Origin of the sequence: Maribacter arcticus (assembly GCF_900167935.1) — a bacterium.
Classification (GTDB): domain Bacteria; phylum Bacteroidota; class Bacteroidia; order Flavobacteriales; family Flavobacteriaceae; genus Maribacter; species Maribacter arcticus.
The window spans coordinates 1-25,363 of record NZ_FUYL01000007.1 but is presented as its reverse complement, the minus strand read 5'-3'; the positions used below and the strand labels follow the sequence as shown (position 1 = coordinate 25,363).

Annotated in this window: 23 protein-coding genes and 1 pseudogene; 3 read left to right on the top strand and 21 right to left on the bottom strand. The window is 37.5% G+C overall.

The features are described from left to right. Positions 1–27: 27 nt before the first annotated feature. The 8 genes from B5X55_RS11675 to B5X55_RS11640 are packed head-to-tail and all read right to left on the bottom strand — an operon-like array spanning position 28 to position 7,963. Positions 28–1,032: an NADP-dependent oxidoreductase gene (locus B5X55_RS11675; RefSeq protein ID WP_079512815.1), complete on the bottom strand. Its 1,005-nt coding sequence runs from the start codon at positions 1,030–1,032 to the stop codon at positions 28–30. Between the two features lie 17 nt (positions 1,033–1,049). Next, positions 1,050–1,820: an enoyl-CoA hydratase/isomerase family protein gene (locus B5X55_RS11670; protein WP_079512814.1), complete on the bottom strand. Its 771-nt coding sequence runs from the start codon at positions 1,818–1,820 to the stop codon at positions 1,050–1,052. A gap of 9 nt (positions 1,821–1,829) precedes the next feature. Beyond that, complete coding sequence (locus B5X55_RS11665) at positions 1,830–2,585, bottom strand: SDR family NAD(P)-dependent oxidoreductase (RefSeq protein ID WP_079512813.1); 756 nt, start codon at positions 2,583–2,585, stop codon at positions 1,830–1,832. 19 nt (positions 2,586–2,604) lie between these two features. Continuing rightward, positions 2,605–3,003 carry a hypothetical protein gene (locus B5X55_RS11660; protein WP_079512812.1) on the bottom strand — a complete coding sequence of 133 codons (399 nt, stop codon included), beginning with the start codon at positions 3,001–3,003 and terminating at the stop codon, positions 2,605–2,607. 2 nt (positions 3,004–3,005) lie between these two features. Continuing rightward, positions 3,006–4,085: a phosphotransferase family protein gene (locus B5X55_RS11655; protein ID WP_079512811.1), complete on the bottom strand. Its 1,080-nt coding sequence runs from the start codon at positions 4,083–4,085 to the stop codon at positions 3,006–3,008. 1 nt (position 4,086) lies between these two features. After that, on the bottom strand, positions 4,087–5,304 hold the full coding sequence (locus tag B5X55_RS11650; protein ID WP_079512810.1) for an acyl-CoA dehydrogenase family protein: 1,218 nt from the start codon (positions 5,302–5,304) through the stop codon (positions 4,087–4,089). Between the two features lie 12 nt (positions 5,305–5,316). Beyond that, the gene (locus B5X55_RS11645; protein WP_079512809.1) at positions 5,317–6,093 is read right to left on the bottom strand and encodes a glucose 1-dehydrogenase; all 777 of its coding nucleotides are present in this window, start codon (positions 6,091–6,093) and stop codon (positions 5,317–5,319) included. Positions 6,094–6,151: 58 nt separating this feature from the next. After that, positions 6,152–7,963 (bottom strand): acyl-CoA dehydrogenase family protein, encoded by a 1,812-nt coding sequence (locus B5X55_RS11640; RefSeq protein WP_079512808.1) that lies wholly within the window; start codon positions 7,961–7,963, stop codon positions 6,152–6,154. 207 nt (positions 7,964–8,170) lie between these two features. Between B5X55_RS11640 and B5X55_RS11635 the strand changes: the two genes are divergently transcribed. Both B5X55_RS11635 and B5X55_RS11630 read left to right on the top strand, forming a co-directional pair. Then, entirely contained in the window at positions 8,171–8,827 is a 657-nt protein-coding gene (locus B5X55_RS11635; protein WP_079512807.1) for a hypothetical protein, read from the top strand. A gap of 399 nt (positions 8,828–9,226) precedes the next feature. After that, positions 9,227–9,886 (top strand): lysoplasmalogenase family protein, encoded by a 660-nt coding sequence (locus B5X55_RS11630; RefSeq protein WP_079512806.1) that lies wholly within the window; start codon positions 9,227–9,229, stop codon positions 9,884–9,886. Between the two features lie 190 nt (positions 9,887–10,076). On the opposite strand, the gene B5X55_RS11625 is transcribed toward B5X55_RS11630, so the two are convergent. Next, positions 10,077–10,676, bottom strand: coding sequence for a Crp/Fnr family transcriptional regulator (locus B5X55_RS11625; protein WP_079512805.1), 600 nt, complete (start codon positions 10,674–10,676; stop codon positions 10,077–10,079). A gap of 831 nt (positions 10,677–11,507) precedes the next feature. Between B5X55_RS11625 and B5X55_RS11620 the strand changes: the two genes are divergently transcribed. Then, positions 11,508–12,086 carry a hypothetical protein gene (locus B5X55_RS11620; RefSeq protein ID WP_079512804.1) on the top strand — a complete coding sequence of 193 codons (579 nt, stop codon included), beginning with the start codon at positions 11,508–11,510 and terminating at the stop codon, positions 12,084–12,086. Between the two features lie 1,128 nt (positions 12,087–13,214). On the opposite strand, the gene B5X55_RS11615 is transcribed toward B5X55_RS11620, so the two are convergent. From B5X55_RS11615 to B5X55_RS11555, 12 genes and pseudogenes are all read right to left on the bottom strand, one after another. Beyond that, a complete protein-coding gene (locus B5X55_RS11615; RefSeq protein WP_079512803.1) occupies positions 13,215–16,283 on the bottom strand; it encodes a PVC-type heme-binding CxxCH protein in 3,069 nt (1,022 codons plus the stop codon). A 94-nt stretch (positions 16,284–16,377) separates the two neighbouring features. After that, positions 16,378–16,596 (bottom strand): hypothetical protein, encoded by a 219-nt coding sequence (locus B5X55_RS18690; protein WP_143814484.1) that lies wholly within the window; start codon positions 16,594–16,596, stop codon positions 16,378–16,380. Positions 16,597–16,660: 64 nt separating this feature from the next. Continuing rightward, the gene (locus B5X55_RS11610; RefSeq protein ID WP_079512802.1) at positions 16,661–17,026 is read right to left on the bottom strand and encodes a hypothetical protein; all 366 of its coding nucleotides are present in this window, start codon (positions 17,024–17,026) and stop codon (positions 16,661–16,663) included. A gap of 39 nt (positions 17,027–17,065) precedes the next feature. Next, on the bottom strand, positions 17,066–17,251 hold the full coding sequence (locus B5X55_RS11605; protein ID WP_079512801.1) for a hypothetical protein: 186 nt from the start codon (positions 17,249–17,251) through the stop codon (positions 17,066–17,068). Positions 17,252–17,343: 92 nt separating this feature from the next. Then, positions 17,344–18,249: a class I SAM-dependent methyltransferase gene (locus B5X55_RS11600; RefSeq protein WP_079512800.1), complete on the bottom strand. Its 906-nt coding sequence runs from the start codon at positions 18,247–18,249 to the stop codon at positions 17,344–17,346. A gap of 198 nt (positions 18,250–18,447) precedes the next feature. Next, positions 18,448–19,350 carry a sugar phosphate isomerase/epimerase family protein gene (locus B5X55_RS11595; protein ID WP_079512799.1) on the bottom strand — a complete coding sequence of 301 codons (903 nt, stop codon included), beginning with the start codon at positions 19,348–19,350 and terminating at the stop codon, positions 18,448–18,450. 584 nt (positions 19,351–19,934) lie between these two features. Next, positions 19,935–20,312 carry a hypothetical protein gene (locus B5X55_RS11585; RefSeq protein ID WP_143814483.1) on the bottom strand — a complete coding sequence of 126 codons (378 nt, stop codon included), beginning with the start codon at positions 20,310–20,312 and terminating at the stop codon, positions 19,935–19,937. Between the two features lie 31 nt (positions 20,313–20,343). Continuing rightward, complete coding sequence (locus B5X55_RS11580; RefSeq protein ID WP_159447540.1) at positions 20,344–20,766, bottom strand: BLUF domain-containing protein; 423 nt, start codon at positions 20,764–20,766, stop codon at positions 20,344–20,346. A 460-nt stretch (positions 20,767–21,226) separates the two neighbouring features. Further along, complete coding sequence (locus B5X55_RS11575; RefSeq protein WP_143814482.1) at positions 21,227–22,339, bottom strand: glycoside hydrolase family protein; 1,113 nt, start codon at positions 22,337–22,339, stop codon at positions 21,227–21,229. A gap of 197 nt (positions 22,340–22,536) precedes the next feature. Further along, the gene (locus B5X55_RS11570) at positions 22,537–23,496 is read right to left on the bottom strand and encodes an NAD-dependent epimerase/dehydratase family protein (RefSeq protein WP_079512794.1); all 960 of its coding nucleotides are present in this window, start codon (positions 23,494–23,496) and stop codon (positions 22,537–22,539) included. Between the two features lie 171 nt (positions 23,497–23,667). Beyond that, positions 23,668–24,489 carry a 3-keto-disaccharide hydrolase gene (locus B5X55_RS11565; RefSeq protein ID WP_079512793.1) on the bottom strand — a complete coding sequence of 274 codons (822 nt, stop codon included), beginning with the start codon at positions 24,487–24,489 and terminating at the stop codon, positions 23,668–23,670. A 460-nt stretch (positions 24,490–24,949) separates the two neighbouring features. Then, positions 24,950–25,363: pseudogene (locus B5X55_RS11555) on the bottom strand (transposase); the annotation flags it as partial.

The following is a 25,363-nucleotide window of genomic DNA, read 5'->3' as shown; positions in this document are numbered from 1 at the left end:
ATTATATGAGATGAATCCCGAACTGCATCAATCCTCAATAACCTTTAACACTAATTTACCCAATTTGTCACCAGAGAAAAGTCGATTATAAGTCTCTGGAAAGTTCTCTATTCCGTCATAAACATCCTCACGGGTTTTCAACTTCCCTTCTGCCATCCATTTACCCATTTGCTGACCGGCTTCCCCATATCTTTCGGCCCAATCAAATACAACCATCCCTTGCATAGTAGCCCTGTTGACCAATAAAGAAAGATAATTGGCTGGCCCTCTCATATTTTGCTTGTTATTATACTGGGAAATTGCACCGCAAATAACCACTCTTGCGTGCATTCGTAATCTTCCCAAAGCTGCGTCCAAAATCTCCCCTCCAACATTATCAAAATAAACATCCAATCCCTTTGGGCATTCTTGCTTTAATCGCTCCTTTACATCTTCGTTTTTATAATCGATACAAGCATCAAATCCTAACTCCTCAACCACATATTTACACTTATCCGCGCCACCGGCAATGCCAATTACGGTACATCCCTTTATCTTTGCTATTTGTCCAACAATACTGCCCACTGCACCAGCTGCACCAGAAACCACGACAACATCTCCTTCCTTAATTTTACCCACCTCCAAAATTCCGAAATAAGCGGTCATTCCTGGCATTCCCAAGGTGCCGATATAGGTAGGTAGTGGCGCTAACTTTGGGTCTACTTTATAATATCCTTTTCCATCCGTCGCAACATATTGCTGTACGCCTCCATGACCTGAAATAAAATCACCTACCTTGAATGTTGGATGATTTTTCACTTTTATGACCTCACCCACCGAACCTGCGCGCATAACAGCGCCAATTTCTACCGGTGCGATATAAGATTTTCCCTCATTCATCCATCCACGCATGGCGGGATCAAGAGAGATATAATGATTCTTTACTAAGACCTGCCCCTCCTCTAGTTCCGGAATAGGGTTCGTTTCTAAGGACCAAGTGGAAGCATCTGCCGCTCCTACCGGTCTCTTTACAAATATGAGTTGTTTGTTCATCTTATATTATTTAACAATTATTTATTTTTATTGGTAAAACTTTCTACATAAGCCTTCATCTTGGACCTAATTTCGGGTTTCCACCACAATATGGTTGCTTCTTTCAATGAGTTCTCCGCATTTAAATCTAGTTTATCCCATAGATGCTTTCTCAATTTTTTCTTGGTATTTATCAGGATTTCCTGATTTGCTTTCAAATAGTGCTTCATCTGTTTTTCAGAACGTTCCAAAACGGTATCCAAAGGAACCAGTTCATCTACCAAACCAGCAGCCAACGCTTCCTTTCCATTCAATAATTTTCCTTCCATTATATAGCGATGTGCTAACCCATCACCCATCCAGAAAGCATAAATTTCTGTCAGGTTTTGACTGATTTGAATATTAACGGCCACCTCGTTGAGGCCAATGACATAGGTGTCACCTTCCGCCATATAACGATTATCACTGGTAACGGCCAAAACACATCCCCCAGCTGGAGAATGCCCCGTTATGGCTGAGATAAAAGGTTTTTTAAACTGTACCAATTGCAGATACAGCGAACCAAAGGCCGTAAAAAACTCCTGAATCTGGTTCTTATCATATTGATATAATTCAATCAAATCCAATCCTGCAGAAAAATAATGCGGTTGTCCCGTTAAAATTACGCCCATCACCGTAGGGTCTTCTTCCAACTTCTTGAAAACCTCCTTTAACTCGTTCACCATCTCATGATTGATGGCATTTACCTTTCCCCGGTTCATTTGAACTATGACATAGTTTTCCTTTTCCGTAAGTTCTAATGTATTCATAATTTAGTTTTATAAGGAGGTTCCTCCGTCCAAGGTTATGGTCTGTCCAGTAATGAATTTGGAATTTTCAGAGGCCAGCCAGCAAATAGCTTCCGCAATTTCCTCCGCTTCCCCAAACCTGCCCATAGGTATCATTCGTTTTAATTTATCGCCCATATCCGGACTTACGGCGAGTAATTGTTCTAACAATGCCGAATGGGTAAACCCGGGGCACACTGCATTGATTCTTATTTTCTTTCTTCCATACTCCAAGGCAGCCGATTTTGTCATTCCCACTACTGCAAATTTACTAGCGGAATAAGAAAGGTTATTTCCCGAAGCCTTTAATCCCGCCAAAGAAGCAACATTCACAATGTTACCATATCCCTGTTTTAGCATATGTTGTATTGCAAGTTTCATACAATAAAATACTCCGGTTTGGTTCACCGCTATTACATTATGCCAGTCGTCAAGAGAGTGATCTGCAGTCTTTGCTTGTTTTTTACCCCCTATTCCTGCATTGTTCACCATAACATCTAGACTGCTATATTTTTCTATTACTTTCTGCAATAATTCCTTCACCTGCTCAAACTGGGTGACATCCGTTGCCAAGGCCAAGGCCCTACCCCCATCATTTCTGATTTCACCTGCCACATTTTCCGCTCTTTCCAGATTGATATCAGAGACAATAACAATGGCCTTATGTGCGCCAAAAAGCTTTGCCGTGGCTGCCCCTATCCCACTACCAGCTCCTGTAATCACCACTACTTTGTCTTTCAAATTCATTTTTCCGTTTTTGCTTGATTTAATTTTTTTGATTAGGCGTACAATGAATTAATCGTGAATCTTCCAATGCTTGCTCCCTTAATTCAGAAGGATATCCATCGGCCATTATCATGTTCATGAAATCGGAAACGGAATTGTATTTTATGATAAGTACATCATCCCATAAAGTATCCTCTTCAGGACCAATTAACATATGCTTGGGCGAACCGTAAAACACTATTTCTGCATTTGCCTTTAAAAAAAAAGGAGTCGCTTGTCGCATATATTCCTTGTAGTATTCCTTTCCCGTCATTCCCGTTTCAGGCACCAGAGCTTTATATTTTACCATATTTAGCATGACAACAGAATCCTTGGATTGGTTATTTGCAAAGTCTGATACTTGCTCTGTATTCATGTTTACATAGTGTTGCTCACCCATAGTTAGTACAAATTATCTATTTGATTTTTTTGAATGGCCTGCCATGCGGTATTGCAACATAAAGCAGAAGCCTTATTTAAATTCGCAAACTTGGGGTCACTTGTATGGCCATGTTTATATCGGTAATAAATCTGTTGGGCAATTACAGCAATCTTAAAAAGGCCGTAAGCAAAATAGAAGGTAAGATTATCTATATTTCTACCACTTTTTAAAGCATATTGCTGTACAATTTCCGTTCGTGAAGGATTACCTTTCATTACCGTTGGAGAAGGAAGTCCTTGTTTCATAAACTCTGGGTCACCTGCCGTTGTCCAATAGCCTAATGAAGTACCCAAATCCATTAGAGGGTCACCGAGCGTACACATTTCCCAGTCTAAAACAGCTGAAATCTTCTTCCAACTATCATCTGCAAAAACCACATTGTCATATTTGAAATCATTGTGGATAAGGGTATGGTCATATTTTTTGGGTTGATTTTCACTCATCCACATCATTACCTTTTGTGCTGCTGGTACTTCATCGGTTACTGCGGCCAGATACTGCTTGCCCCAATTATTCACTTGACGTTCAACGTAACCCTCTGGTCTTCCCAGTTCTGAAAGTCCTGCTGTCTTATAATCAATATCGTGAAATTCTACAAAAGCATCAACCCATGTATCTGAAATGGTTTTAAATTGCTCGGGAGAAACTTGCTTACTAAAGGCAGATTTAGCCGTTAGAATCTCTCCATTTACCTTCTCCATAATATAAAATGGAGCTCCTATAATTTTAGAATCCTCATTAAAGACGTAGACTTTAGGGCTCTTATTGTACACAGGATTTAAATGCTGTAACACCTTAAATTCACGTCCCATATCATGCCCGCGTTTTGGCGCCGCAAAGGGTGGTCTTCGTAATACATATTCCTTGTCCTCAATTTGAAGTAGGTAGGTTAGGTTGGAATAACCATTAGTGAATTGTTTTACTTTTAATTCGGTATTCACCCGGGTTATTAACCCTTTTTCTAGCAAAAAATTCTTGAGTTTGACCTCATTGATTTCCTCGCCTTCCCGTACCGGTTTTAAGTTTTTTTCGTTAGACATTCTATTTTTTTACATACTTGTTTATTGTACTTTTTCCCAATTGACTCATATGAACTTCATCTGGGCCATCGGCCAAACGTAGTGTCCGTGCCGCAGCATAGAAATGTGCCAATGGTGTGTCACTCCCAACCCCTTTTCCACCTAAAATCTGAATAGCTCGGTCAATAACCCTTAAAGCCATTTGAGGTGTGACAATTTTTATCATGGCAATTAAATCCTTAGCTTCTTTATTTCCTACTTTATCCATTTTATCAGCTGCGGACAATACCAACAAACGGGTCTGTTCTATCTCACAGGCAGAAAGGGCGATATCTTGTCGTATACTACTAAAAGTGTCTAAGGTTCTACCAAAAGGTTTTCTTTGTACAGTACGTTTCGACATGATTTCCAAAGAACGTTGCGCCATACCAATCAATCGCATACAATGATGAATACGGCCCGGACCTAAACGGCCCTGTGCGATTTCAAAACCTCTACCTTCACCCAATAGTAAATTAGATTTGGGTACCCGAACATTATCTAAAATGATTTCAGCGTGACCCTCCGGAGAATCAGTATAGCCAAAAACACTCAGTGCTCTTTCAATCTTTAGGCCTGGGGTATCCATAGGCACTAATACCATGCTCTGTTGAACATGCCTCGGCGCATCAAAATCGGTCTTACCCATCACGATAGCAATTTTACAATTGGGATCCATCGCACCAGAAGACCACCATTTTCGACCATTGATGACATAGTTATTTCCGTCAGAAATAATAGAAGTTTCAATGTTGGTTGCATCTGATGAAGCTACGTCGGGTTCCGTCATTAAAAAAGCCGAACGAATTTCACCGTTCAATAAAGGCCTTAACCATTTATCTTGTTGTTCTGGATTTCCATATTTGGCAAGCACTTCCATGTTTCCCGTATCGGGAGGGCTACAATTAAATATTTCTGATGACCAGATTATGCGCCCCATAATTTCTGCCAAAGGGGCATATTCCAAATTCGAAAGTCCTGGACTAAGTTCTCCATACGCAGACGGAAGAAAAACATTCCAAAGTCCTGCATTCTTAGCCTTTTGCTTTAATGCTTCCATACCAGGCCAACGTTTCCAACTATTTTCCGGATTTTGATGAAATAACTCCACCTCCTTTTCAATAGGGTGAACATGAGTTTCCAAAAAATCCTTCAATTTTTCTTGAAGTGCTATCGATTTATCACTGTAGTCAAAATTCATAGTTCTTTTTTATTAACCTGATATTAAATAACCTCCATCTGCTGTATACACTCCACCTGTCATATAGGAACCTGCATCAGATGCTAATAACATGACTATTCCGGCCATTTCATCAGGTTCTGCGACTCTTTTCAAAGGAACGATACTGGTATATTGTGCCGCCAATTTTTCATCCGACCACAGACTTTCACTGAATTTTGTTTTAATCAATCCGGGGCAGACCGCATTGGAACGGATGCCGTATCTGCCCCACTCCTTTGCCTGGTTCTTAGAGAGCATAATCACAGCAGCTTTCGTCATACTATAAAGTCCCAATCGAAATCCGGGATGTATACCTTCTACCGATGCAATATTGATAATACTTCCACCGCCATTAGCTTTCATATGCGGTTGTGCTAAATTAGAAAGTAACCAAGGTGCCTTTACGTTTACGTTCATGATTTTATCGAACACTTCTTCCCCTGCTGATTCTAATGGTCCGTAAAACGGATTTATAGCAGCGTTGTTGACCAAAATATCAATACGTCCATAGGCTTCTATCGTTTTAGCTATCAGTTGTTCCCTTTGGGTGGTATCCCCAATATGACATTCGATACCTATGGCTTGCAACCCGGCTTCATTAAACTCCTTCGCTACTGCATCAACAGCCTCTTGTTTTCTGCTACTAATAACCACTTTGGCCCCGTTTTCAGCCAGCCCTTTAGCGATGGAAAGTCCGATCCCCTTACTTGATCCCGTGACGATAGCCACTTTTCCGGTTAGGTTAAATTTTGATTTTATACTACTCATGTTTCGTTGTCGGTTGTTAGTTTTTTAAAGTATTTCTTTTATTCTTTTGACTTTTTAATCAAGCGAATAGTTGCTTCTCTGTGTTCAGTGTCAATGCCTGTTTATCCATCAATATTTCAGAAAGTCCTGTTGTTTTAGGAAGTTCGTATTTAAAATAAAACTGCATGGCGTGAATTTTGTTTTCATAAAATTCAGTACTAAAACTAGTATCAGCAGAGACCAATGCTTTTTGTGCTTCACGGCCTATATCCAACCATTGCCATGCCATGATGATTGTACTGAAAAATTCCATAAAAGGTGTGGCATCCGCCAAGAATCGCTGATAATCGCCCTTCATTGCATAACCCATAAGTGATTGAAGTACTTTTTGGGTAAGTTCCAATTTACTACCTAATTTTTCTGCCAAAGGTTTCAACGATTCGTGCGCCATACTTTCATTGATAGAATTCATAATTTCCTCAGAGAGCAATTTCAGTGCTTTTCCATTTTCCATGGTGATTTTTCTTCCCAAAAGATCTTGAGACTGTATGCCAGTAGTTCCTTCATAAATGGCCGAGATTCGGATATCTCGCAAATACTGTTGTAAAATATAATCGGAACAAAAACCGTAACCCCCTAGTACTTGCACCCCATTATTTACAGAAGTAATACCCATTTCAGAAGGGTAGGTCTTTACAACGGGAGTCAATATTTCTAATAATAATTTATATTTCGCCTTACTTTCTGCATCTGGAAGCGATTGCGATAGGTCTTGGTATCGAGAGGTCAAAAAGACCAAGCTTAAAGATCCTTCTGTAATTACCTTTTGCAAAAGCAGCATTCTACGTACATCGGGGTGATTGATGATAAGAGTTTGTTCTTGAGAGGCATCTTTTTTTCCTGTACGTTGCAGCTCACGACCTTGAGGTCTTTCTTTAGCATAGCTAACCGAGGCATGATAAGCTCCCGTAGCAATTGCAGCAGCACCCCGACCAACAGCAATCCGTGCTCCGTTCATCATCAAAAACATATATTTCAAACCTTGGTTAGGTTCACCAACCAACCAACCGGTGCAGTCTTCCTTATCTCCAAAAAACAGGTGTGTGGTGCAATACCCTCTTTGTCCCATTTTTTGAAAATCACCAACCGTAGTAACATCATTATATTCTAAATTACCGTCTGCATCGAGTCGATTTTTAGGCACAACAAAAAGTGATATTCCTTTGGTTCCGGCAGGTGCTCCTTTAATACGTGCCAAAACCAAATGAACGATATTTTCAGCTCCTTTATAATCCCCTCCGGAGATGAATATTTTTTGTCCGTTTATCTTATAGGAATCTCCATTAGGTACAGCAGTAGTCACAATATCCGAGAGCGAGCTACCTGCCTGTGGTTCTGTGAGGCACATGGTACCACTCCATTCTCCGGCCATCATTTTGGGCACGTAGGTATCCTTAAGAAATTGATTTCCAAAATGCACGATCAATTCGGCAGAACCTACGGTAAGACCAATGTAACCAGGGAGGTGGTTATTTGCCGTTTCCTGAATAAAAGCAGAAGCATGTACCACCATCGAAGGCATTTGCATACCCCCAGCTTCATAGGAGAATGGTCCGGATAAAAAGCCCATTTCACCCCCCGCTTTCATATACTTTTTTACTTGTGGATGAACAATAATTTCCCCATCCTTAAAGTGTGCTGGGTTTTCGTCCATCTCCCTATAATAAGGATAGAGTTCCTTATCTGAAAAATCCTTTACCGAATCGAGCATCATAGCAATAGACTCTTCATCATATTCCGCAAATTGTTCTTGCTCTAGTACAGTTTTAAGATCGTGTACGTTAAACAATAAAAATTTAAGGGTTTCCATCTCTATATAGGTATTGGCCATAACATCTGTTTTTAAAAAATTAGTGCCATTGAAGTTAGGATTTATTCAAAGGAATCTCGTTAAACTGGTTTAATAAAATGATTGTAGATCTCGTAAGATTATGGTAAATCGTAGCTGAATATAAATCGTTTATTAAAATCCCTTAGTTTAGTACTAGTTTAAAAGCGATAAACCTACTATTACGTTTAGCCAATTGTTATCTTTTATTTGAAAAATAAAATATACATATCGATATTAGTCATTGGAATTCTCAATTGGAATTGCATCAATAAATCCGATTCCAAAAGCGAAAATAAGGCAGAGATTCTTAAGGACTCTCTAATTGAATCAACCAACTCTGAATTGACTGAATATCAAAAAAAATGGGTTAAATACGTTGATGACAACGGAGTAATAACAAGTGAACTAGAATTGTATATATCTGAGTATGGAGACACACTTTGTTGGAATAAGAAAATTTATAAAAACGGTATTCTTGACATTACTAAAAGCAACTTTTATGAATTTGAAGCTAAAATGGCTAAAGACAGTATCATAAAAGGACGAATAACATTGTATTCTGAATTGGACTTCTCTATAAAAGACTCGGTAACGGAAAAGGAACTAACATTAGATTTTGTGAATTCAATACTTGACAAAAAAGAGGTTATATCCTTTAAATCAAAAAATCAAAATTACGTGGATTTTGATTTTAAAAACAATAATGATACAATAATTGGACTACTTACTGAATTCAGACAAATTGATTTATTAAAAAGTCCTGATAGTACTCGAATGGTTTGGACGAAACTTCCAATTGACAGTAAATCTTTAACCAAAAATGTGTTTATTAATTTACACGAACTCGATAAAAACAAGAGATAACAATACCTATAAGTAATGCGGAGTTTGGTGTTTAATCGAAAGTAAGCGTATATTTAAAGTGTCCGCAAAATCTTTAGGATTTTGCTCTGGCAACAAAAATTTAAACAAAACAAAAAGCTTTTGCATAATTCTGTAATGGTATATTTTCCTGTACGCCATTCACAGATGAATTCAATTTTTTGTTCCATAGTTGTTGTTTCTTTCCAAGGCATAATAATTTGATTTTAATCTCAAATTATAACCTAAAAAGTGTAAACTTTGTGCCTTAACGAGCAAACAGCAAATAGACTAGTGAAAAATAAAAATTCTGCTCTTTTTTAATCCGAAAAATTGAGTGTTCGGTTGCAAGAAGGAAAGAATAAGTATCACTTAGGCATGACTTATAAATACTAACAATAAATGAAAAGTATGTGGATAAAAAACAATTGGATCTATGGTGTTTTATTTTTATCAGTTATATCGGCCATATTTGCGTTACTAACTTCAAACTTTATTTTTAAATCAGGAACAGCTGGTATAGGGATTTTAATCATCCTAATTCTCAATTTCAAAAAAGTAAAACCTTCCAAAGCTACATGGTTCATAATAGGTGCTTTTTTGTTTTCAATTGCTGGTGATTGGTTTATGTCTAATATGAATGGCGATAGTACAATGTTTAGTAAGGGTATTGCTTTATTTTTCCTTGCACATTTAGGGTATTTATTGTTTGCCACACTTAACGGACAAATAAAGTGGAGGTTTACAAGCATATTACTAGCATTGTTTTTATTGTTTTATTTCCTAGTGTTATTCCCAAGCATTAACGATAATATACTTATGCTTGCAACATTAATTTATTTACTTATTTCTTGTTTTTCCTTAGGCGCATCTGTTGGAATTAAAGGTGATTATATAGTAAAATGGACTTATGTCTTTGGAATTTTTTTAATTCTTTTTTCCGATACAATAATTTCACTAACAGAATTTTTGGGATATAATAGGTTGGATTTTTTGATTTTACCAACCTATTATCTAGCCCACATAAGTATCACATTTTCGTTAATAAGAAAGCAGGGTTAAGATGTAAATAATATTGCTACGAAATGCCTTAAAGAATTTTAATAGAACAAAACGAATCACAACGAAGAAAAAATCAATAATTTACTTTTGTTATAATATTTTTGCTAATTAACCATTTAGTATAGTATTTTCCTTAAGAAAATTAGCCACTTGCATAACCAATTACTAATTTGATAACAATCTTTAAAAACTATCCCTTTCCCAATCGTTTCCGAAGTTTTGAAAAACCCACTGGAGTTAGCCCTAAATATGAAGCAATTAAATATTGGGGTACGCGTTGAAATAGGTCTGGTCTTTTTTTCATTAAACGTAAATAACGTTCCTCGTTGGTGCGACTATTAAGACGCTCGACTCTCGTGAAAATTTTTATAAATGCTTCTTGCATCGATAATCGTCCAAAACGCTCCAATTGGTGGGACCTTTTAAAGGAGTTCTCTGCATCCAATTTTTTTATGGCATAAACTACCGTGGCCTCTGAAGCTTTTAAGTAGTAATTGGATGGAGTGCCCTTTACATAGGCTGGTAAATCTGTGAAAAAAATATCATCGGTATAGAATTCCAATACTTTTTGCTCGCCTTCGTCCAACTTATAATAGTAAATACACCCTGTTGCCACATAATAAAAGTAATCGACCAATTGCCCTGGGGTTAGCAAAGTATCGCCTTTTTTCAAATCTATTCTTTGGTAGAATTGCATCTGCTCTTGTACTATCTCATCATCTACCTGTGTATACGACAAAATCTTTTGCTTCAGATTTTCTAGATGTGTAGTTTCGATTTTTGTTTTCAAGGGTTATCGTTTAACTAGGAAAGAAATTCAAGATAGGAAATTTTAGATAATAGTTTCTTCAACTTATGGCTTTGTTTTATAATACTACATACGAACTGATTTAAAGGTCTTCTGTATTCTCAATACCATAATACAAAAATTGGATGATTAAGAATCAACTATGACCTTACCCCTATAAAATATATTTTAGTAAGAAAGGCTTTACCTGTTTAATTCAAATCTTCTTTCTGGTGAAAGCGTCTAAATCGCCAGGAAGGTTTTTATATCTACAATTTTCGATGCCAAATTACAGATGGTAAGGCCCAAACAAGAACCCTAGATAGCTTGACCCTTACGTAAATTGGTGTAAGACCGTTCTTTTCAATAACAATATTGAGCCATAAAATGAATACTTAATTTTTTAAGTGTAATGGCCTATGTGCTTTTTAAACCAGCAGTTTACTTTTCAGATACTTTATCACTAATAAAGACATCCGTCATTGACCTAGTGTTTAACACCATCCCAAAAATAGTATTCATGTATTACGTCGGCAGTTTTGGCTTTATCGATTTGACCTTAAGGCGTTTGAAAACAAATTAGGTGCTTTCGGACAATAAAAATGCATATTCGTCCTATTACATTACTTGACTCTTCTAAATTAATTATTTTTAATATACTTCAGAAGTCATTTAATATCAAATTCTCCCTACTTCTGATTTTACCGACATCATTTAAAATTCCCCTTATAGCAAGAACTTACAACATCGTTAAGATTTAATTAATGTAGCATGGTTCCTATGCTTTTGCGATTCTGGATTGAATTATTGTATAACCCATTAAATTAAATAAATATGAAAACAAAGCGTAACAAGAGTATGAAGTCGATTTTAAAATTGATTTTATTAACAACATGTATTGTATTGGTGGTTTCCTGTTCAACGGAAAGCATATCTGACCTCTCAGAAGGCGATTTGACCTCTGTTGAATTAAAAAGTGGCAAAAAAGTTGAACGTCCAATTTCCATTGTACTTGAAGGTATCGATGATTTAGACGGAATAGGAGGCACCTTTACTGGTCGTATGACACATCTCGGCAAAATTCATGGCACGGTGGGTGCCGGCACCTTTCTACCGAATGGGGATGGTACTTTTACGTTCACCTCAACAGAGGATGATGTGGTTATTGCTGCTAACGGTGATCAATTATTTTCCAGATCATCGCTGATTTTCGTACCAGTATCAGCAACTAGCTTTACCTACACCGGTACTATTAGCTTTGTAGGTGGAACTGGGAGGTTTACGGGAGTTCCTGAAGAAAATGGTGGATCCATGCAAATTGACAACGGAGTATACACCATCATTGGCCCAAATGATATTGGTGGGTTCCAGGGGACCACATCGCACACTGGGGCTGGCACTATTATTTATTGAATAATTCTTTTTTCTAAAAATTAACCAGCGATCTTCGCTGGTTTTTTGTTTTTGGAGACGTAACAGAGCAGATAAGGAAGAAAATTATAAAACAACCATTTAACAAATGAATTTAACTAACCATAAGCTTGAGAACAAAGTAATCTCTAAATGGGCTAAATGCTAATTTAATTTATTACAAATTGCGTCCCGCTATGCACACCGAATTGCACACCAAAAAGATAGTTTCAAAACGATACAAATAAACACATTGAAAATAAAAAAACCCTGTTAATCATACGATTAGCAGGGTTTTGGTCCGCCTTGATAGCCACTTCGTCGGGATGACAGAACTAACCCACCAAACCTCAATGCTCTTATTATCAAATAATTACAGGTTTTTTAAACTTATCAGGTAACCGAATAGGTAACTTTTGCCTCGAAATCATTCGTATATTTAAAGGTACTTCAATAAATGGATACAAAACATATCAATCTATATTATTTATTCGTCAAGTGTTTCAAAAACCTATTTAATTTCAATTTATGGAATTCTTGCAAAACTGATATGCAAATTAGACATAGAAAAATGGTAGAATCAAAATTCTAGATGAAATTTCCATATCGCTAATAAATCAATCAAAAAGAAGGATAGTGAATAGACATTAAACACATAGGGGTTTAGATATATGCCAATAACGCAAAACCAAAGAGTTTAGAAAGAGAAAGACGTTATTTATTCTGGTCAAGTTCGCGAAACTGCACGACTTTCATTTCTAATTTTCTAAGGAAACCCTAAGTAATGGCGTACCGATTGAAACAGGCTTACAATATATTCGTCTTTAGGGCTATTGGTTTCCATTATATCATTATATTATTGATCCTTTTTTTGAACTTTGGTTACAGCTCAATTCTTTGTTGTAATCAGAAGCGCCGCGTGGTTTAAGCACATACTTTTCCGTTTTCATTTTTATTCCGTCTGACTAAGGTCCAGCGCAGCAGTTATTTTTGAGTGAAGTTCCTCTGCTCGGAATTATTTAGTTATTCTAATTTATCTGCAACAAATTGTACTCAAGCGGTATGGTATTCACTTTTCTTTGTTCATCCAACTCAACTTGAATCTGCTTTTAAAGGAGACAAATCGGTTTTTTAATTCAAATCCACTACATCCTCCTCAACTTTTAAAGTGCCTAGGTACTCCACTAGATCGACCAGATCTTCTTCCGACATTACTTTATTCAGACCTTCGGTCATCAACGATTTTTCCATGGCTTCTTGGGCAACTATGTCGGCAAGTTCGATTTCCCTCTGTGCACCTCCCATCATTTTCAGAACCAGCTCGTCTTCGGCACGGCTTAAGATGTAACCATTATAGGTCGTACCATCCCTCATTTTAATCGTATAGCCTTCATACCCGAAACTGATGCCGGCACTTGGGTAGATGATATTGGAATACAAAAATTGTTTGGAAAGCTTATTGCCGATATCGGAGAGGGCCGGACCGAATTCAACACCAGTAGGACCTGCGATATGGCACGAACTACAATAGGTGTTATAAAGCTCCTTTCCGTGTACGGCATCGCCTGAGCGTTCCACCAAGGCATCTACGTCTAGATCTTCCGAAGCCGAACCTTCTAGGAACTTAGGGGCGTTTTCCCTGATCTCCGAATTCCAACTATTCATCAATTTCAATACGGCTGTCGTCTTATGGGCATCAGGCAGTTTTCCTGCTTCAAGCAACTCATAAAGTTCCTTTTGTCCCCCACCAGAATTTCCTAAAACTTCCACCACCCTGCGGGTCAATGGGTAGTTCAAGGTATCCTCCATCAATATGCCTTTTAGCAATGCAATGGCTTTCTGACCGGAAACACCGCTCATAATACCGAGCACCTCCATCTTTTCGGCCTCCGGCGCATCGGATTTTAGGTAGTCTTCTACGAGTTGGTCTCCATCAAAATCGAATAAAACTACGACGGCCTCCTTCCGGAGTGCTTCATCATTACCTTTCCGCACCAACTCGAAAATATTATTTGTTTGATTTTTTAGTCCAAGTTTTTTAACCGCCATCAGCCATTCCGCAGTACCTTCAATTTTGGGCAGTACATTTTTGACCGTCAGGGTATGTTTTCGGGAATTGTTTACAAAATCTTCATTTAATTGGCCAACAACATACGCCTGTATACTTTTTATTTTAGGATGTTCCTCGCTTAACAAGGCAAGTAATATTTCATCTTTTTTTGGGTGATCCTTAAAATCGAAAGCCCTGAAATAGGAAGCCATATCCTCTTCGGATATAGCGTCATCCTTGATCATTTCCGCCAAAAGCGGTATAGTAGCCGAAGCCCTTGTACGCCATACGATTTGTTTTCCTTTTTCATCCATCCAATCATTTCCCGTATTTTCTTTCCAAGCGGAAAAATACAGATTCGGAAACTTGTCGGAACCAATTCCCAAAGCTTCCAAAGACCAACGATCTGCCGGGTCGTGTTGTTCGGCCAGTGTAGCCCACAACTCGGCAGCCTTTTTCGTTCCCAGATACCGTAAAGCTATTGCGGCTTCTCTTCGTACTTGAGGAGAGGAATCGGTTGCTACTATTTCCAAATACCGCTCCAACTCGTTCTTGGCAAGATATCTCGCCATTCGTATGCCTTGCAATCGAAATTTAGCGTTCGTATCCGTCAGGGCCATTTCAATATATGTCTTGGTCTTTGAAGGGTTTTTTGCCCCGAGCCATAAAGCCCTTGCCTTGCCTGTTCCTCCTTTGGCAATCATTTCCTTTAAGTAAGGCTCAGCAGCATCTCCCATGGCGTTTAATTTTTGCCACGATTGGTAGAATACATCCATATTACCCGAAAGTAAACCTTCCGCAGCACCCGCTCCGCTATTGAAATCGAAGGTCTTGGGGGTATAGCCTTCTTTTGTTGATAAGCGATAGATTCTTCCCTGTCGAATATCCTCCGCTTTGTGGCCTCCCACACCACCATCATACCAATCGGAGATAAATAGTGAGCCATCGGGGGCTACCGTAACATCGTCTGGTCGAAACCAGTCATCCTTACTCTTGATCAGATTTTCGACTATAGCGGTATACCCTGAACCTTTTTCTTCCACCATATAGCTTCGCACCACATTATGACCCGGTTCGGCATGGATCAATTGGCCTTGATATTTTTCGGGAAGTAGCTCGTCTTCATAAACCGTAATTCCGCACGGTGATCCTGAACCGGTCTGCAATAGATTGGGCACCGTACCTGGATCGTTCAAATGCCAATGTCTTTTGGGGATTTCGTCCTCCCACCCTGTTCTTCTTTCACGCCAGTTTTTACCGGTTAGTACATCCTTATAGCCATAATTACCATATTCCATCAAATAGTTGATTCGGGTGCCTCGGTTACCGTCATCGTCATTGTCCGATTGCCAGAGTCCGCCGTAAGAGTCCACTGCAAGCTCGTAGGGATTCCGAAAATTGTGGCCTAAAACTTCGATATTAGAACCATCCATTTCCATACGAAAGGCCATACCCTCACGATAGTTACTTCCGTCGGCAATGATATTATTTCCATGGATGTCCTTTATGGCATTCCCATCCTTATCCAACAACTGTTTCCCGTTATTACCATAATTAAAGTAGAGGCGGCTATCAGGGCCAAAAACAAAAGCATGCACACCATGGTCGTGATCTACGCCTTCGATGCCTGAAAACAAAATTTCTTTGGAATCGGGTACATCATCACCATTTTCATCTGTAAAAACAAGAACATTCGGGCTTACCGAAATAATGATTTTACTCCCTAAAACGGCAATCCCCAAGGCTGAATTTACATCCTTACCCTGATAAAAAACTTTGGAAGTATCGGCTACCCCGTCATGATCGGTGTCCTCCAAAATTAAAATTCGGTCTCCCTCATTATCATACGATATATCGGGATTGGAAAAATCCCTATAATTCGTGCCTTCGCAAATCCAAATCCTTCCCTTGGAATCAATGGCCATATTCGTTGGGTTGGCCAGTATTGGTTCAGATGCGAACAAGCTCAATTTTAATCCATCGGCAACCTCCATCGAGGAAAGCGCATTTTCGGGCTTTCTTTTTTCCTTTTCGGAAAGCATGGTATAATCGATTGTTCTTGTGGCCTTTTCAGAACATGAAATTTGTATCCCAATACCTAGTAGTACTCCAACAGTGAAAATGACTTTGAACGATTTTAATAGCTGCATACGACTTAAGAATTTTAATCCGATTAAAAATAATGAAAAAACGCACACCTTCAAGGCGGTTTCTCACGGGTTTAATTATCCTTTATTTGAACTTTTAATCAGAAGATAATATAGCTATCGTGAATAATACATAAAATAACCAGTAGAACCCTTGAAAGCCTTTAGTAATTATACTCTTTTTCTCGGCCAACCATTTATTTTTAGGGTTCTTCTTGACAACTTTGCCAATCATCATTTGAATTGCATATTTGTTCCAAATAAATATGACAATTCCGACAGTCAATATAAACGCTATCTTCCCAATGATGCTCATTCTATATTTTTCGTAACCTGGTATTTCATCGTTTATTTAGACTTTAATTGAGTTTTGATTAATATTAAAGTAACGTTTCAGCACCACCTAATTCGTTAAATAGACTTCTATTTGGGTCTTTTTTTAGGCTCAATAAGTATTTCTTAATTGCAGTTTCTTTTTCTTTATTAGTTAATAAGTGCTCTGGACATAAGCCAAATGGACCAAGTAAGCTTGCTTCATTGTTGATGTTGAATTTATCAGCAACCTCGCTTATTTTTAGTGCTGTATCTTTCAATTGGTCTCTTATTTGCTGAACTGTAAAGACTTCCGTTTTATCCCCCGTTTGACTCAAATTTTGTAAAAGCACTATATCAATATCTGCTAAGGCGGATGAAATGAAAAACTTAAGGCTTACAATATATTCATCTTTAGGGCTATTGGTTTCCATTATATCATTATATTATTGATCCTTTATTTTGAACTTCATCTATTTTTTATTAGAACTGAATCCTCCGCTGCTCCAAAATAATACAAGACCCACTAAAAAAATTAGCATCATAAACCCAAAAAAACCATTCTTGCTTAAATCTCCAAATATGGCATTTATACCAAGTATTATTATAGCCACTACCATAAAAAATAGACCTAATGCACCCGTCTGTGAATTATTCATTAGTTATCGTTTATTTGAACTTTAGAGAACCGGACTAAGGCTTTTCATAGGAGGTTTTGTTGGCAGTTGTTATTTTTTTGGTTTTTTTATCGCTAAACTTTCTCAAAAACCAATCGGTAATGATCCATAACCTCTTTTTCAAAACAGACCTTGTTGGGGCTTACTTTGAAAATAGCCACAAGGTGCCTGAATTCCATATCTGTGAAATATCTTGGAATAAGTGATAGGTAAAGCCAATATTTTTTAAGATTAAATTTTCTGAATTTCTTCCGCCATTGAGCAATGGTTTCAATATAATCAAGCCTTCCGCTGCTTTGGGATATTAGTTTGAATCCGGGTTCCGCACATTTGATGACCATTTCGGGGCCATACGGAAGCCAGGAACCTGGGAACTCCTTTACCATGAGTGCCATCACATAGGCCGCAGATCCTTTTTTAGCATTTACGTCGAGTTCCTCAAATTCGATCATATTCTTACTGAAGGTCATCGTCTGCATATAAAACCGCCCACCAACCGGCAACAAATCGTGGACCGTTTTAAAAAAATCGCGATAAACTTCCTTCTGTTTGCCTGCCTGCCACTCTTCAACCGAACAGAAATGCTCCAATCCCCCAATACAGGTTATTGCATCAAAAGTTCCAAAGTCCTCCGGTTTTACATAGCGACAATCTTTCACCATCACATTATAACCATTCTTTTGACAGGCATCCGCCTGCCCTTGTGAGAGTGTCAAACCTATACTTTCTGCATTTCTTTCATGTATAATATATCGAATGAAAGGCGCCCAACCACAAGCCATGTCAAGTACTTTGCTGCCTTTGGTAATGTTGAGACTATCCGCTATGAATTTGTGTTTTGCCTTTTGGGCTTCTTCCAATGACATCGAAAAATTACCATCATATTTCGCTCCACTGTAATCCCCTGATTCCCCCATACTCAAACGGAATATCTCGTCAATAGTGGTATATGTAAAATCTAAATCTTTTTGTTCTGCCATTTGTAAGTTTTCTCGTTCTAACTACACTCTTAGTAAGTCCTACACTTTTTATTAGTTTAGTTGTTGCATTAATTACTGCAAACGGTTTGAATAAACGTCCGTTTTAATGGCGTTTATTTTTTGTTAGCGGTATTTTTCAAATCTCATGATTATAAAATAATATTTCCATTTGTAGAATGTGCTTGGTTACCTTCATTTTTAGAGTTTTTCATACTCTGTTCTAAAATCATTAAACATAGAAGTTACAATTTGTTTTGGGTCGCCGTCGGTCAAGCTTTCGAAAGAAATGTAACCAGTATAGTTTGCATCTTTTAATATTCTGGCGATTTTTTTCATATTAACAGGTTCCGCAATGCCATTAACATAAACCAGTTCTTTTATAAACCAGTAATTTGCGTAGGGTGCCAATTTTTGAATTTCTTTATAAGGATCGCCTATTCTTAAACTACCAATATCTAAAATTAATCCAAACCATTCCGAATCTACTCTTTTTAAAATATCGATAACCTCATCGGCTTCATATAAAAAATCATTATGATGTTGCATGGCTACAATAACTCCTGTTTCTTCTGCATATTTGGCACACTCTTGGAAGTCTGAAACCATCCATTTTTTAACCTCGTCTCTCGAATATCCTTCGTGTTTTCCATTTCCTGCAAAAATTCGCATAATTGAAGCTCCAAGTTTTGATGATACTTGCAACCAATTTTTTATCAATTCAATATCAGATTCTCTTGAAGTTTTATCATGATTTACAAAGTTATTCCTTACCCCTGTCCATGAAATATTTAATCCTAATTGCAATGCTTTCTTCTTTAATTGAAACAATGTTTTATCATCGGGTATTTTAGGATAATCAGAAAAATAATAGCCTGTTAAGTCAACTGCATTTAAACCAAGCATAGAGGCAAACTCCATCATATCAAAAAATGTCATTTCACCACTTCTTAGCAATGAATTGAAAGTAAATGCATTGATGCTATATTGTAATCTGGACGGGGCTAAGGTTTTAATTAATGGGCTTGCGAAGAGGCTGGGAGAACCTAATAAAATAGGTGCTAGTGCCAGGCTACGTAATAAATCTCTTCTTTTCTTATCCATACTTACAATCAATTTTTGGGTGTTATGTAAATCATTACCGCTAACAATGGGATAGCATCAATGATGCTATCCTGTTTATAAGACTAAGTTAAAAATTAATAAATAAGTGTATAGATATAATCATTTATTTGAACTTTAATCGGACTTTAAGAGCATAAAAACACCCACGACAACAAAAAATAGCACGATCACAAATATCCATAAAAATTGTAAGTTGTTCGGTTTAGATATAAATCGTCCAAATTTACTTCGGCTCTTTTCCATAACAATTTGATTTTTTTAGATAATAGAAATTTTCTATGTGGCTTTGGCAAGGTGTTATGCTGCCCATCCTTTAATTAGACTTTACTTCTTCTAACTGTATCTCGAAATCAATTCTTTTAGTTTATCATCAACGGATGTGAATATTTTAGTTATTAATATGGGCTTACCATTTACCCAAATTTTGAATGCATTGGTTCCTTCAAGTGTTTTGCCGTAAACTATCCTAGCTTCTAAAGTTTCGTATTGATCAATGAAGCAAAAAGTTTTCCCACTTTTTAATTCTAACTCAGACATATTTTCTACCCATTATTAAAACTTGTTCAGGACGTCAAATTCTTTTCAAATGTTACCATCATGTCATTTATTTCAGTTGAAAAAGAATTCCTTGTTTGGTTGATTATAGCTTTTTTAAAAATGAATTCTCTAGACCAATAATTATGATGAATGAAAAACCCTTTTTCGATTCTTACAATAGTTTTTTGATATTCAGCTACAAACCTTTTTTTGTTATCCGCAAACTGTAAACTTGCAACTCCTTTCAAATTGAAAATGTAAAAATCTTCAGAGTTTTTTTCAATTTCTAAAGTCATTTTTTCCATATTCCATAAAATCGATTCCCCGGTGTGGTTGTGTGACTCGTGGAACACTATTCTTTTCGAAGAACTTTTGATTTTCCAAATACCCGCTATTTCAATCATAAGTAATCCTTTATTTGAACTTTTCTTGTGTTTAGGAGTGTAGTAACTTTTTCGCAGCGGTCCAAAAGCCTTTCGAAGTTGGTTTTGGATTTATGGCAATATCTGGAACTTCCGTAAACGAGCTTATTAAGAGTTTTAGATATTCCAATTGATGATTTGCCCCAAGGAAATTCTCATAGGCCATGCTCCAACTATCAAACTCTCTTGAATAGATATGGCTAGAGGATAGTAAAAATACCTCCGTATGACGCTTGTCTTTTTTGATGCTTTCAAAAAGGGTTAATACCTTTTCTTTATCTCCTTCTAAATATTGTAAAAATACCCCATGATGAAAGAGCAGACAACCCGTAATATTTTTACTGCTATTAAAAGTTCTAGCATGTTCAAGCATATATTTAATCTGGGACTGCACGAAAACGGGATTTACCTTTGATCGATACACAAGGTTGAACATGATGGTATATGAGGTTATACAATGAAAGGTAGTCATTTAGCAATCAATGAGGCTATTACGCCATCTTATTATATCGATGGCAGGGTTTTAACTATCCTTTATTTGAACTCTACGATTTACGACACGGTGTCCTAACTCATCCTTTATTTGAACTTTTAAATTTTTCTGAAAATCCTTTCTAAGATAATAAGAACGATTGTGATAGGCAGAAAAATCAATATGGTCTTATTAATGTTTTCTAGACTTGTAGGCTCTCCATAATCCTTTAATATGTAGATTACTATTATTAAGATATCACTTAATATAAAGGTTACAAGTAAATAAGAAACTAGTTTATATACAATCGATTTCAAATTCATATACAATCGTTTATTTGAACTTTTTTGATAGACACCCTATCATCTTACCAAGAAAATGATGATGTAAATTAATTGTTAGTTTAGATAAAGACTTGTATAATCTAGTTATCTGATTCTTCCGTTAGGTTGGTATACACTTTTTTCATCACTTCTGTTTTACCTTTATCCTCAGCTATGGCAGAAGTTGTGAACATCATCACTCCGCTAGATTCTCCTGCCAGGCCACCTTTCAGAACAATTTCAAATTCCTCATTGGAAATGACCCCTGGGTTGTTATATGCTTGAACGATGGGCCATACTTTTGGATAAGAATCCTTTTTGATATTTAGTCGATTGCTAAACCATCGTATATTCTCTTTTACCCAATCGGGCTCTCTTCCCATTCTACCATGGTATACCATAGGAGAAAATACATCGATAGTTTCTTTTAATAGATTATAGTCGAGTCCCAGTATGCGGCGTCTTGCACCATTGAATTCCTGATCATCCCATGGACAATGATAAAGTCCAAGGAGCGCCTTTGGTCTGATTTCCTTGATAATGCTTTTTATTTCATAGGTCCAATCATAAATCACCTTGCATCGCCAATTACGCCATGATTCATCCTGATTATTGAGTATCCATTGTGCCTTGTCCGAGGTGATTCCGTCCGGGATTTCAATCCCGGAATCTTTTGAAAAAACATCAAGACAATGATCACAAAAACAGGTTTCGGGCAAGATGGGTTCAGGTTCTTCAAACTGGGCATGCCAATGCACATAGTCCATCCAAATACCATCCAGGTCATACTCCAAAAGTAAATCCTGCAACTGGCCAAAACGATACTGACGGAAACCGGGTTCGGTAGGACAAACCCCCATAAACCAGGATGCAGCTTGCACTTTTTTACCTTTTTCATTGATTGCCCAGGCTTCAGGGTGCGTTTCTACATAATTTTTACCATTCAAGGTGGCAAATTCAGCATATACCATTACTCCCTCAGATCTGGCCCTGTTAACCATATCATGGTTGATCGATCCGCTGTGGACAAAAATAGCATTAACCCCAAGCTCAGTAAGACTGAATCCTTTATCCCAGAAAGGTTTGGGATTACCATAAACACCCCTAATTTCAAAGGTTTCAGCAGTTTTTTGTTCGCAGGACATAAATAATAATGGCCATAGAGTAGCACAAAGTAAAATGTATCGAGAACAGAATTTAATATTTGAATTCATATTGATTCATGTTTATGTATTTAGTTTATTGATCACTTATTTGAACTTTCAATTATTCTCAAGAATCACATCTCCATTATTTCCTAAGGCTTAAGTGTACCGAATGTATTCCATAGAAGATGGATTTCGAAGTTACCAAAAAGATCCAAGAATCGTGATTGAAGTTAACGTACACCATCCTTAATGAACCTAAAGTGTCATAAGGAGACATTCCCCCAAGCCTCATCTATGATTTTCTCTAATCCGTATTCTGGCCGCCATCCAAGTAAAAATTTTGCTTTAGTGTTATCAAGCCATGTAGAATGGTATTTCGTTTTCATCTTTACCGATTTAATCTTACGAGTTTTTAAAAGATAATAGGCTGCTTTCCCATAATTAAATGGCTCGTCCATGGATATATTGAAGGTTTGCTGTCTTGCCTCGATGTGATCCAAAGAGATGCATATAGCGGATACAAGGTCGTTCATATGCACAATATTCCTTTTCATTGGGTTTCCATTTGCATCGAGCATGAGAGGAATGATATTCTCTTTTTGATATTCCAACGCGGTTTGGGCCTTAATCATTTTGTGCCATACAGGTACACCAAATACCTGTTTCCCAAATGTAAGGTGCTTCTTTAAATCTTCCCCTTGCATTATCCATGGTGCACGAAGACAGGTACCATCAAGGTTGTATTGCACGTAATATTGTTGCAGCATAGTTTCCTCAAGCACTTTTGACAATGCATAACATCCAGGATATGCGGCATGGGCCTGCTGCTCATTGATCGGGTTTTTGTACGGATAAAAATAATGTCCTAAAGCTGCATCTCCTCCAATCAATATAAAGCGTTTGAAACCACTGGTATTCCTACAACTTTCCAATAGCCAGAATAATCCCTTTATCGCAACATCCATAATTGTTTCAGAATCTTCCTTAGTGGTGGCCAAGTGGACCACATGAGTGATATCCTTCATGGCCTTTTGTACAGTTGGCCGGTCGGATATTGAACCATGGATAACCTCCAAACGGTTATTGGGGGTTAAACTGCGCTGATGACATAAGGCTCTTATGGTTCCTTTTTGTTTTGGGTCACCAAAAAAGGCGTTAATAAAAGCCTCTCCTACCTTTCCGGTGGCTCCAGTAACCAGAATTTTTTTTTCAATCGCTTTCATACTTATTTGATATCGTTTGTCCGAACGTTATGCTCTTCAAAGTTTCCATTTACAGAGCCTATTGACAATGGGGTCGATGGTTGCGTCCAATATCTCTATTCAAGGTGTATGTCTTCAAACGGAGAGATAGTTTAACGGTGCAAAAAAGAACTTTTAAGTAATTCTGCATTATCATTTTGATAATGGTATGAGCTCTACACGTCTAAAAAAGATTTCAGCTGCTTCAGATTGTATTTGGATGCGTCCTTTAGAAGGCTTTACATTGGTTGCTTTATTTACCAAGGTCCCGTTAAGAAAAATAGTGATTTCATCACCTTTGACCTCACATTCCAAAAGGTTCCATTCCCCCACTGGTTTTTCAACATCGTTTATGCCCCTAAAATCGATCACATCCCTCCAATTTGGGTCACGGCCAAACCAGTTGATTCGATTTTCATTTATTGTCACCTTACGGCCGTTAGGTTGAAAAACAAATGAACTTCCCTGTTTTTTCTTTGCCACGGCACATGTAATTTCGAATTTATCACTCCCATCGCCCACCACTATAAAATCGCCGGTACCTCCTTCAATTATTTGGCATTCTATGGAGGTCATCCATATTCCCTGCTTATTACCGTCCTCTCCTTGTGAGTGCAATAAAATACCAGAGTCTCTTGCATTTTCCAGCCTAGGTGCGTGAGTTGCCATACCCCATTTAAATTCTGTGATAAGCCTATAATCTTTATATTCTTTATCAGTAGTAATACACCCCCATTCTTCTCCAGAAATCCGTATCATCCCATCTTGGACCGTAAAGACTTTCTTTGGGTCATTGTCGCGGCCACGATTTTGAAGAAAAGTATACCATCCGTCTAAATTTTCCCCATTAAATAATTCTATATGAGCATTTTTCACAACGCTATCCCTATAAGTTGACTGTTGGTTATCTTGTGCAAAAGATATGGCGCAGTTGCTAAAAATCGCAAAAATCAATATTAAAGTTGATTGTTTCATATGTTGAACATTTATGGTTTTAACTTCTTAATAACAAGTACTTAAGCGTTAGGAAAAATTAGATGACCACATACGGTTATAACCCATATGCCTAAAAGAGATATCAATCTTCATAAGTGGCACTAAAACTATCCTTTATTTGAACTTTAGTTCTTATTGAGTTTCCTAATCCTGTTGCTAACTTTCTCAATTCCAGGTCGCTCACCAGTTTCAATATATCTAGTGGCAATTGTCTTGGATGAGCTGCACCATCCTTTTAAAGTTACATCATTTAAATTGTTGATATAACTTTTATAATTGACCAGTTTTTTATTGTCATCTTCACAATCACAAAAGAAGGAGTGGATAAAAATATGGATGTCTTCCTCCCAGGAATCCCCAAACATCAACCGGAGTTGAAATGGTCCAATTTCAACTTCATCGTCATGGATGATATGTCCAGTTAAATATAGTAAGTCCACTCTTTATTGCTTGCGGTAATGCTACGACCGCCTTTATCTGACTTATTGTTCTTAGATTTACGGTGCGGAGCTTGTTTATCTATCGAACTTATCGCACGTATCTTTTTTAGATGCTCTTCAAGTTCTTCCTCCGGTACTTTGAGCTCCAAAGTATCCATACTCGCATTCGCTTTTACAGGTGCTGAATCTATAGCTTGAGTGTGACCACTCACCATGCCTTTGTCTATACACTTCTCTAATACCGTAGTAAAAACCTCTTCAAAAACAGATTCTGGAAATAGTTGACGGGTTCTACTTATAGTACTGTGCCAGGGTAACTCTTCATCTATATCATAGCCTATGAAATACAAAATATCTAAGCGCATTGAACAATGTGCTATTAGCTTGCGGTCACTGATAAGGTTCTCTAAATA

Bases quoted from the DNA above. Each gene is read 5' to 3' on its own strand.
- B5X55_RS11595 (WP_079512799.1), bottom strand. From the start codon at position 19,350: ATGGATAAGAAAAGAAGAGATTTATTACGTAGCCTGGCACTAGCACCT.
- B5X55_RS11585 (WP_143814483.1), bottom strand. From the start codon at position 20,312: ATGATTGAAATAGCGGGTATTTGGAAAATCAAAAGTTCTTCGAAAAGA.
- B5X55_RS11670 (WP_079512814.1), bottom strand. From the start codon at position 1,820: ATGAATACATTAGAACTTACGGAAAAGGAAAACTATGTCATAGTTCAA.
- B5X55_RS11615 (WP_079512803.1), bottom strand. From the start codon at position 16,283: ATGCAGCTATTAAAATCGTTCAAAGTCATTTTCACTGTTGGAGTACTA.
- B5X55_RS11640 (WP_079512808.1), bottom strand. From the start codon at position 7,963: ATGGCCAATACCTATATAGAGATGGAAACCCTTAAATTTTTATTGTTT.
- B5X55_RS11580 (WP_159447540.1), bottom strand. From the start codon at position 20,766: ATGTTCAACCTTGTGTATCGATCAAAGGTAAATCCCGTTTTCGTGCAG.
- B5X55_RS11610 (WP_079512802.1), bottom strand. From the start codon at position 17,026: ATGGAAACCAATAGCCCTAAAGATGAATATATTGTAAGCCTTAAGTTT.
- B5X55_RS11620 (WP_079512804.1), top strand. From the start codon at position 11,508: ATGAAAACAAAGCGTAACAAGAGTATGAAGTCGATTTTAAAATTGATT.
- B5X55_RS11645 (WP_079512809.1), bottom strand. From the start codon at position 6,093: ATGAGTAGTATAAAATCAAAATTTAACCTAACCGGAAAAGTGGCTATC.
- B5X55_RS11665 (WP_079512813.1), bottom strand. From the start codon at position 2,585: ATGAATTTGAAAGACAAAGTAGTGGTGATTACAGGAGCTGGTAGTGGG.
- B5X55_RS11675 (WP_079512815.1), bottom strand. From the start codon at position 1,032: ATGAACAAACAACTCATATTTGTAAAGAGACCGGTAGGAGCGGCAGAT.
- B5X55_RS11600 (WP_079512800.1), bottom strand. From the start codon at position 18,249: ATGGCAGAACAAAAAGATTTAGATTTTACATATACCACTATTGACGAG.
- B5X55_RS11565 (WP_079512793.1), bottom strand. From the start codon at position 24,489: ATGAAACAATCAACTTTAATATTGATTTTTGCGATTTTTAGCAACTGC.
- B5X55_RS11660 (WP_079512812.1), bottom strand. From the start codon at position 3,003: ATGGGTGAGCAACACTATGTAAACATGAATACAGAGCAAGTATCAGAC.
- B5X55_RS18690 (WP_143814484.1), bottom strand. From the start codon at position 16,596: ATGAGCATCATTGGGAAGATAGCGTTTATATTGACTGTCGGAATTGTC.
- B5X55_RS11605 (WP_079512801.1), bottom strand. From the start codon at position 17,251: ATGAATAATTCACAGACGGGTGCATTAGGTCTATTTTTTATGGTAGTG.
- B5X55_RS11570 (WP_079512794.1), bottom strand. From the start codon at position 23,496: ATGAAAGCGATTGAAAAAAAAATTCTGGTTACTGGAGCCACCGGAAAG.
- B5X55_RS11650 (WP_079512810.1), bottom strand. From the start codon at position 5,304: ATGAATTTTGACTACAGTGATAAATCGATAGCACTTCAAGAAAAATTG.
- B5X55_RS11630 (WP_079512806.1), top strand. From the start codon at position 9,227: ATGAAAAGTATGTGGATAAAAAACAATTGGATCTATGGTGTTTTATTT.
- B5X55_RS11575 (WP_143814482.1), bottom strand. From the start codon at position 22,339: ATGAATTCAAATATTAAATTCTGTTCTCGATACATTTTACTTTGTGCT.
- B5X55_RS11655 (WP_079512811.1), bottom strand. From the start codon at position 4,085: ATGTCTAACGAAAAAAACTTAAAACCGGTACGGGAAGGCGAGGAAATC.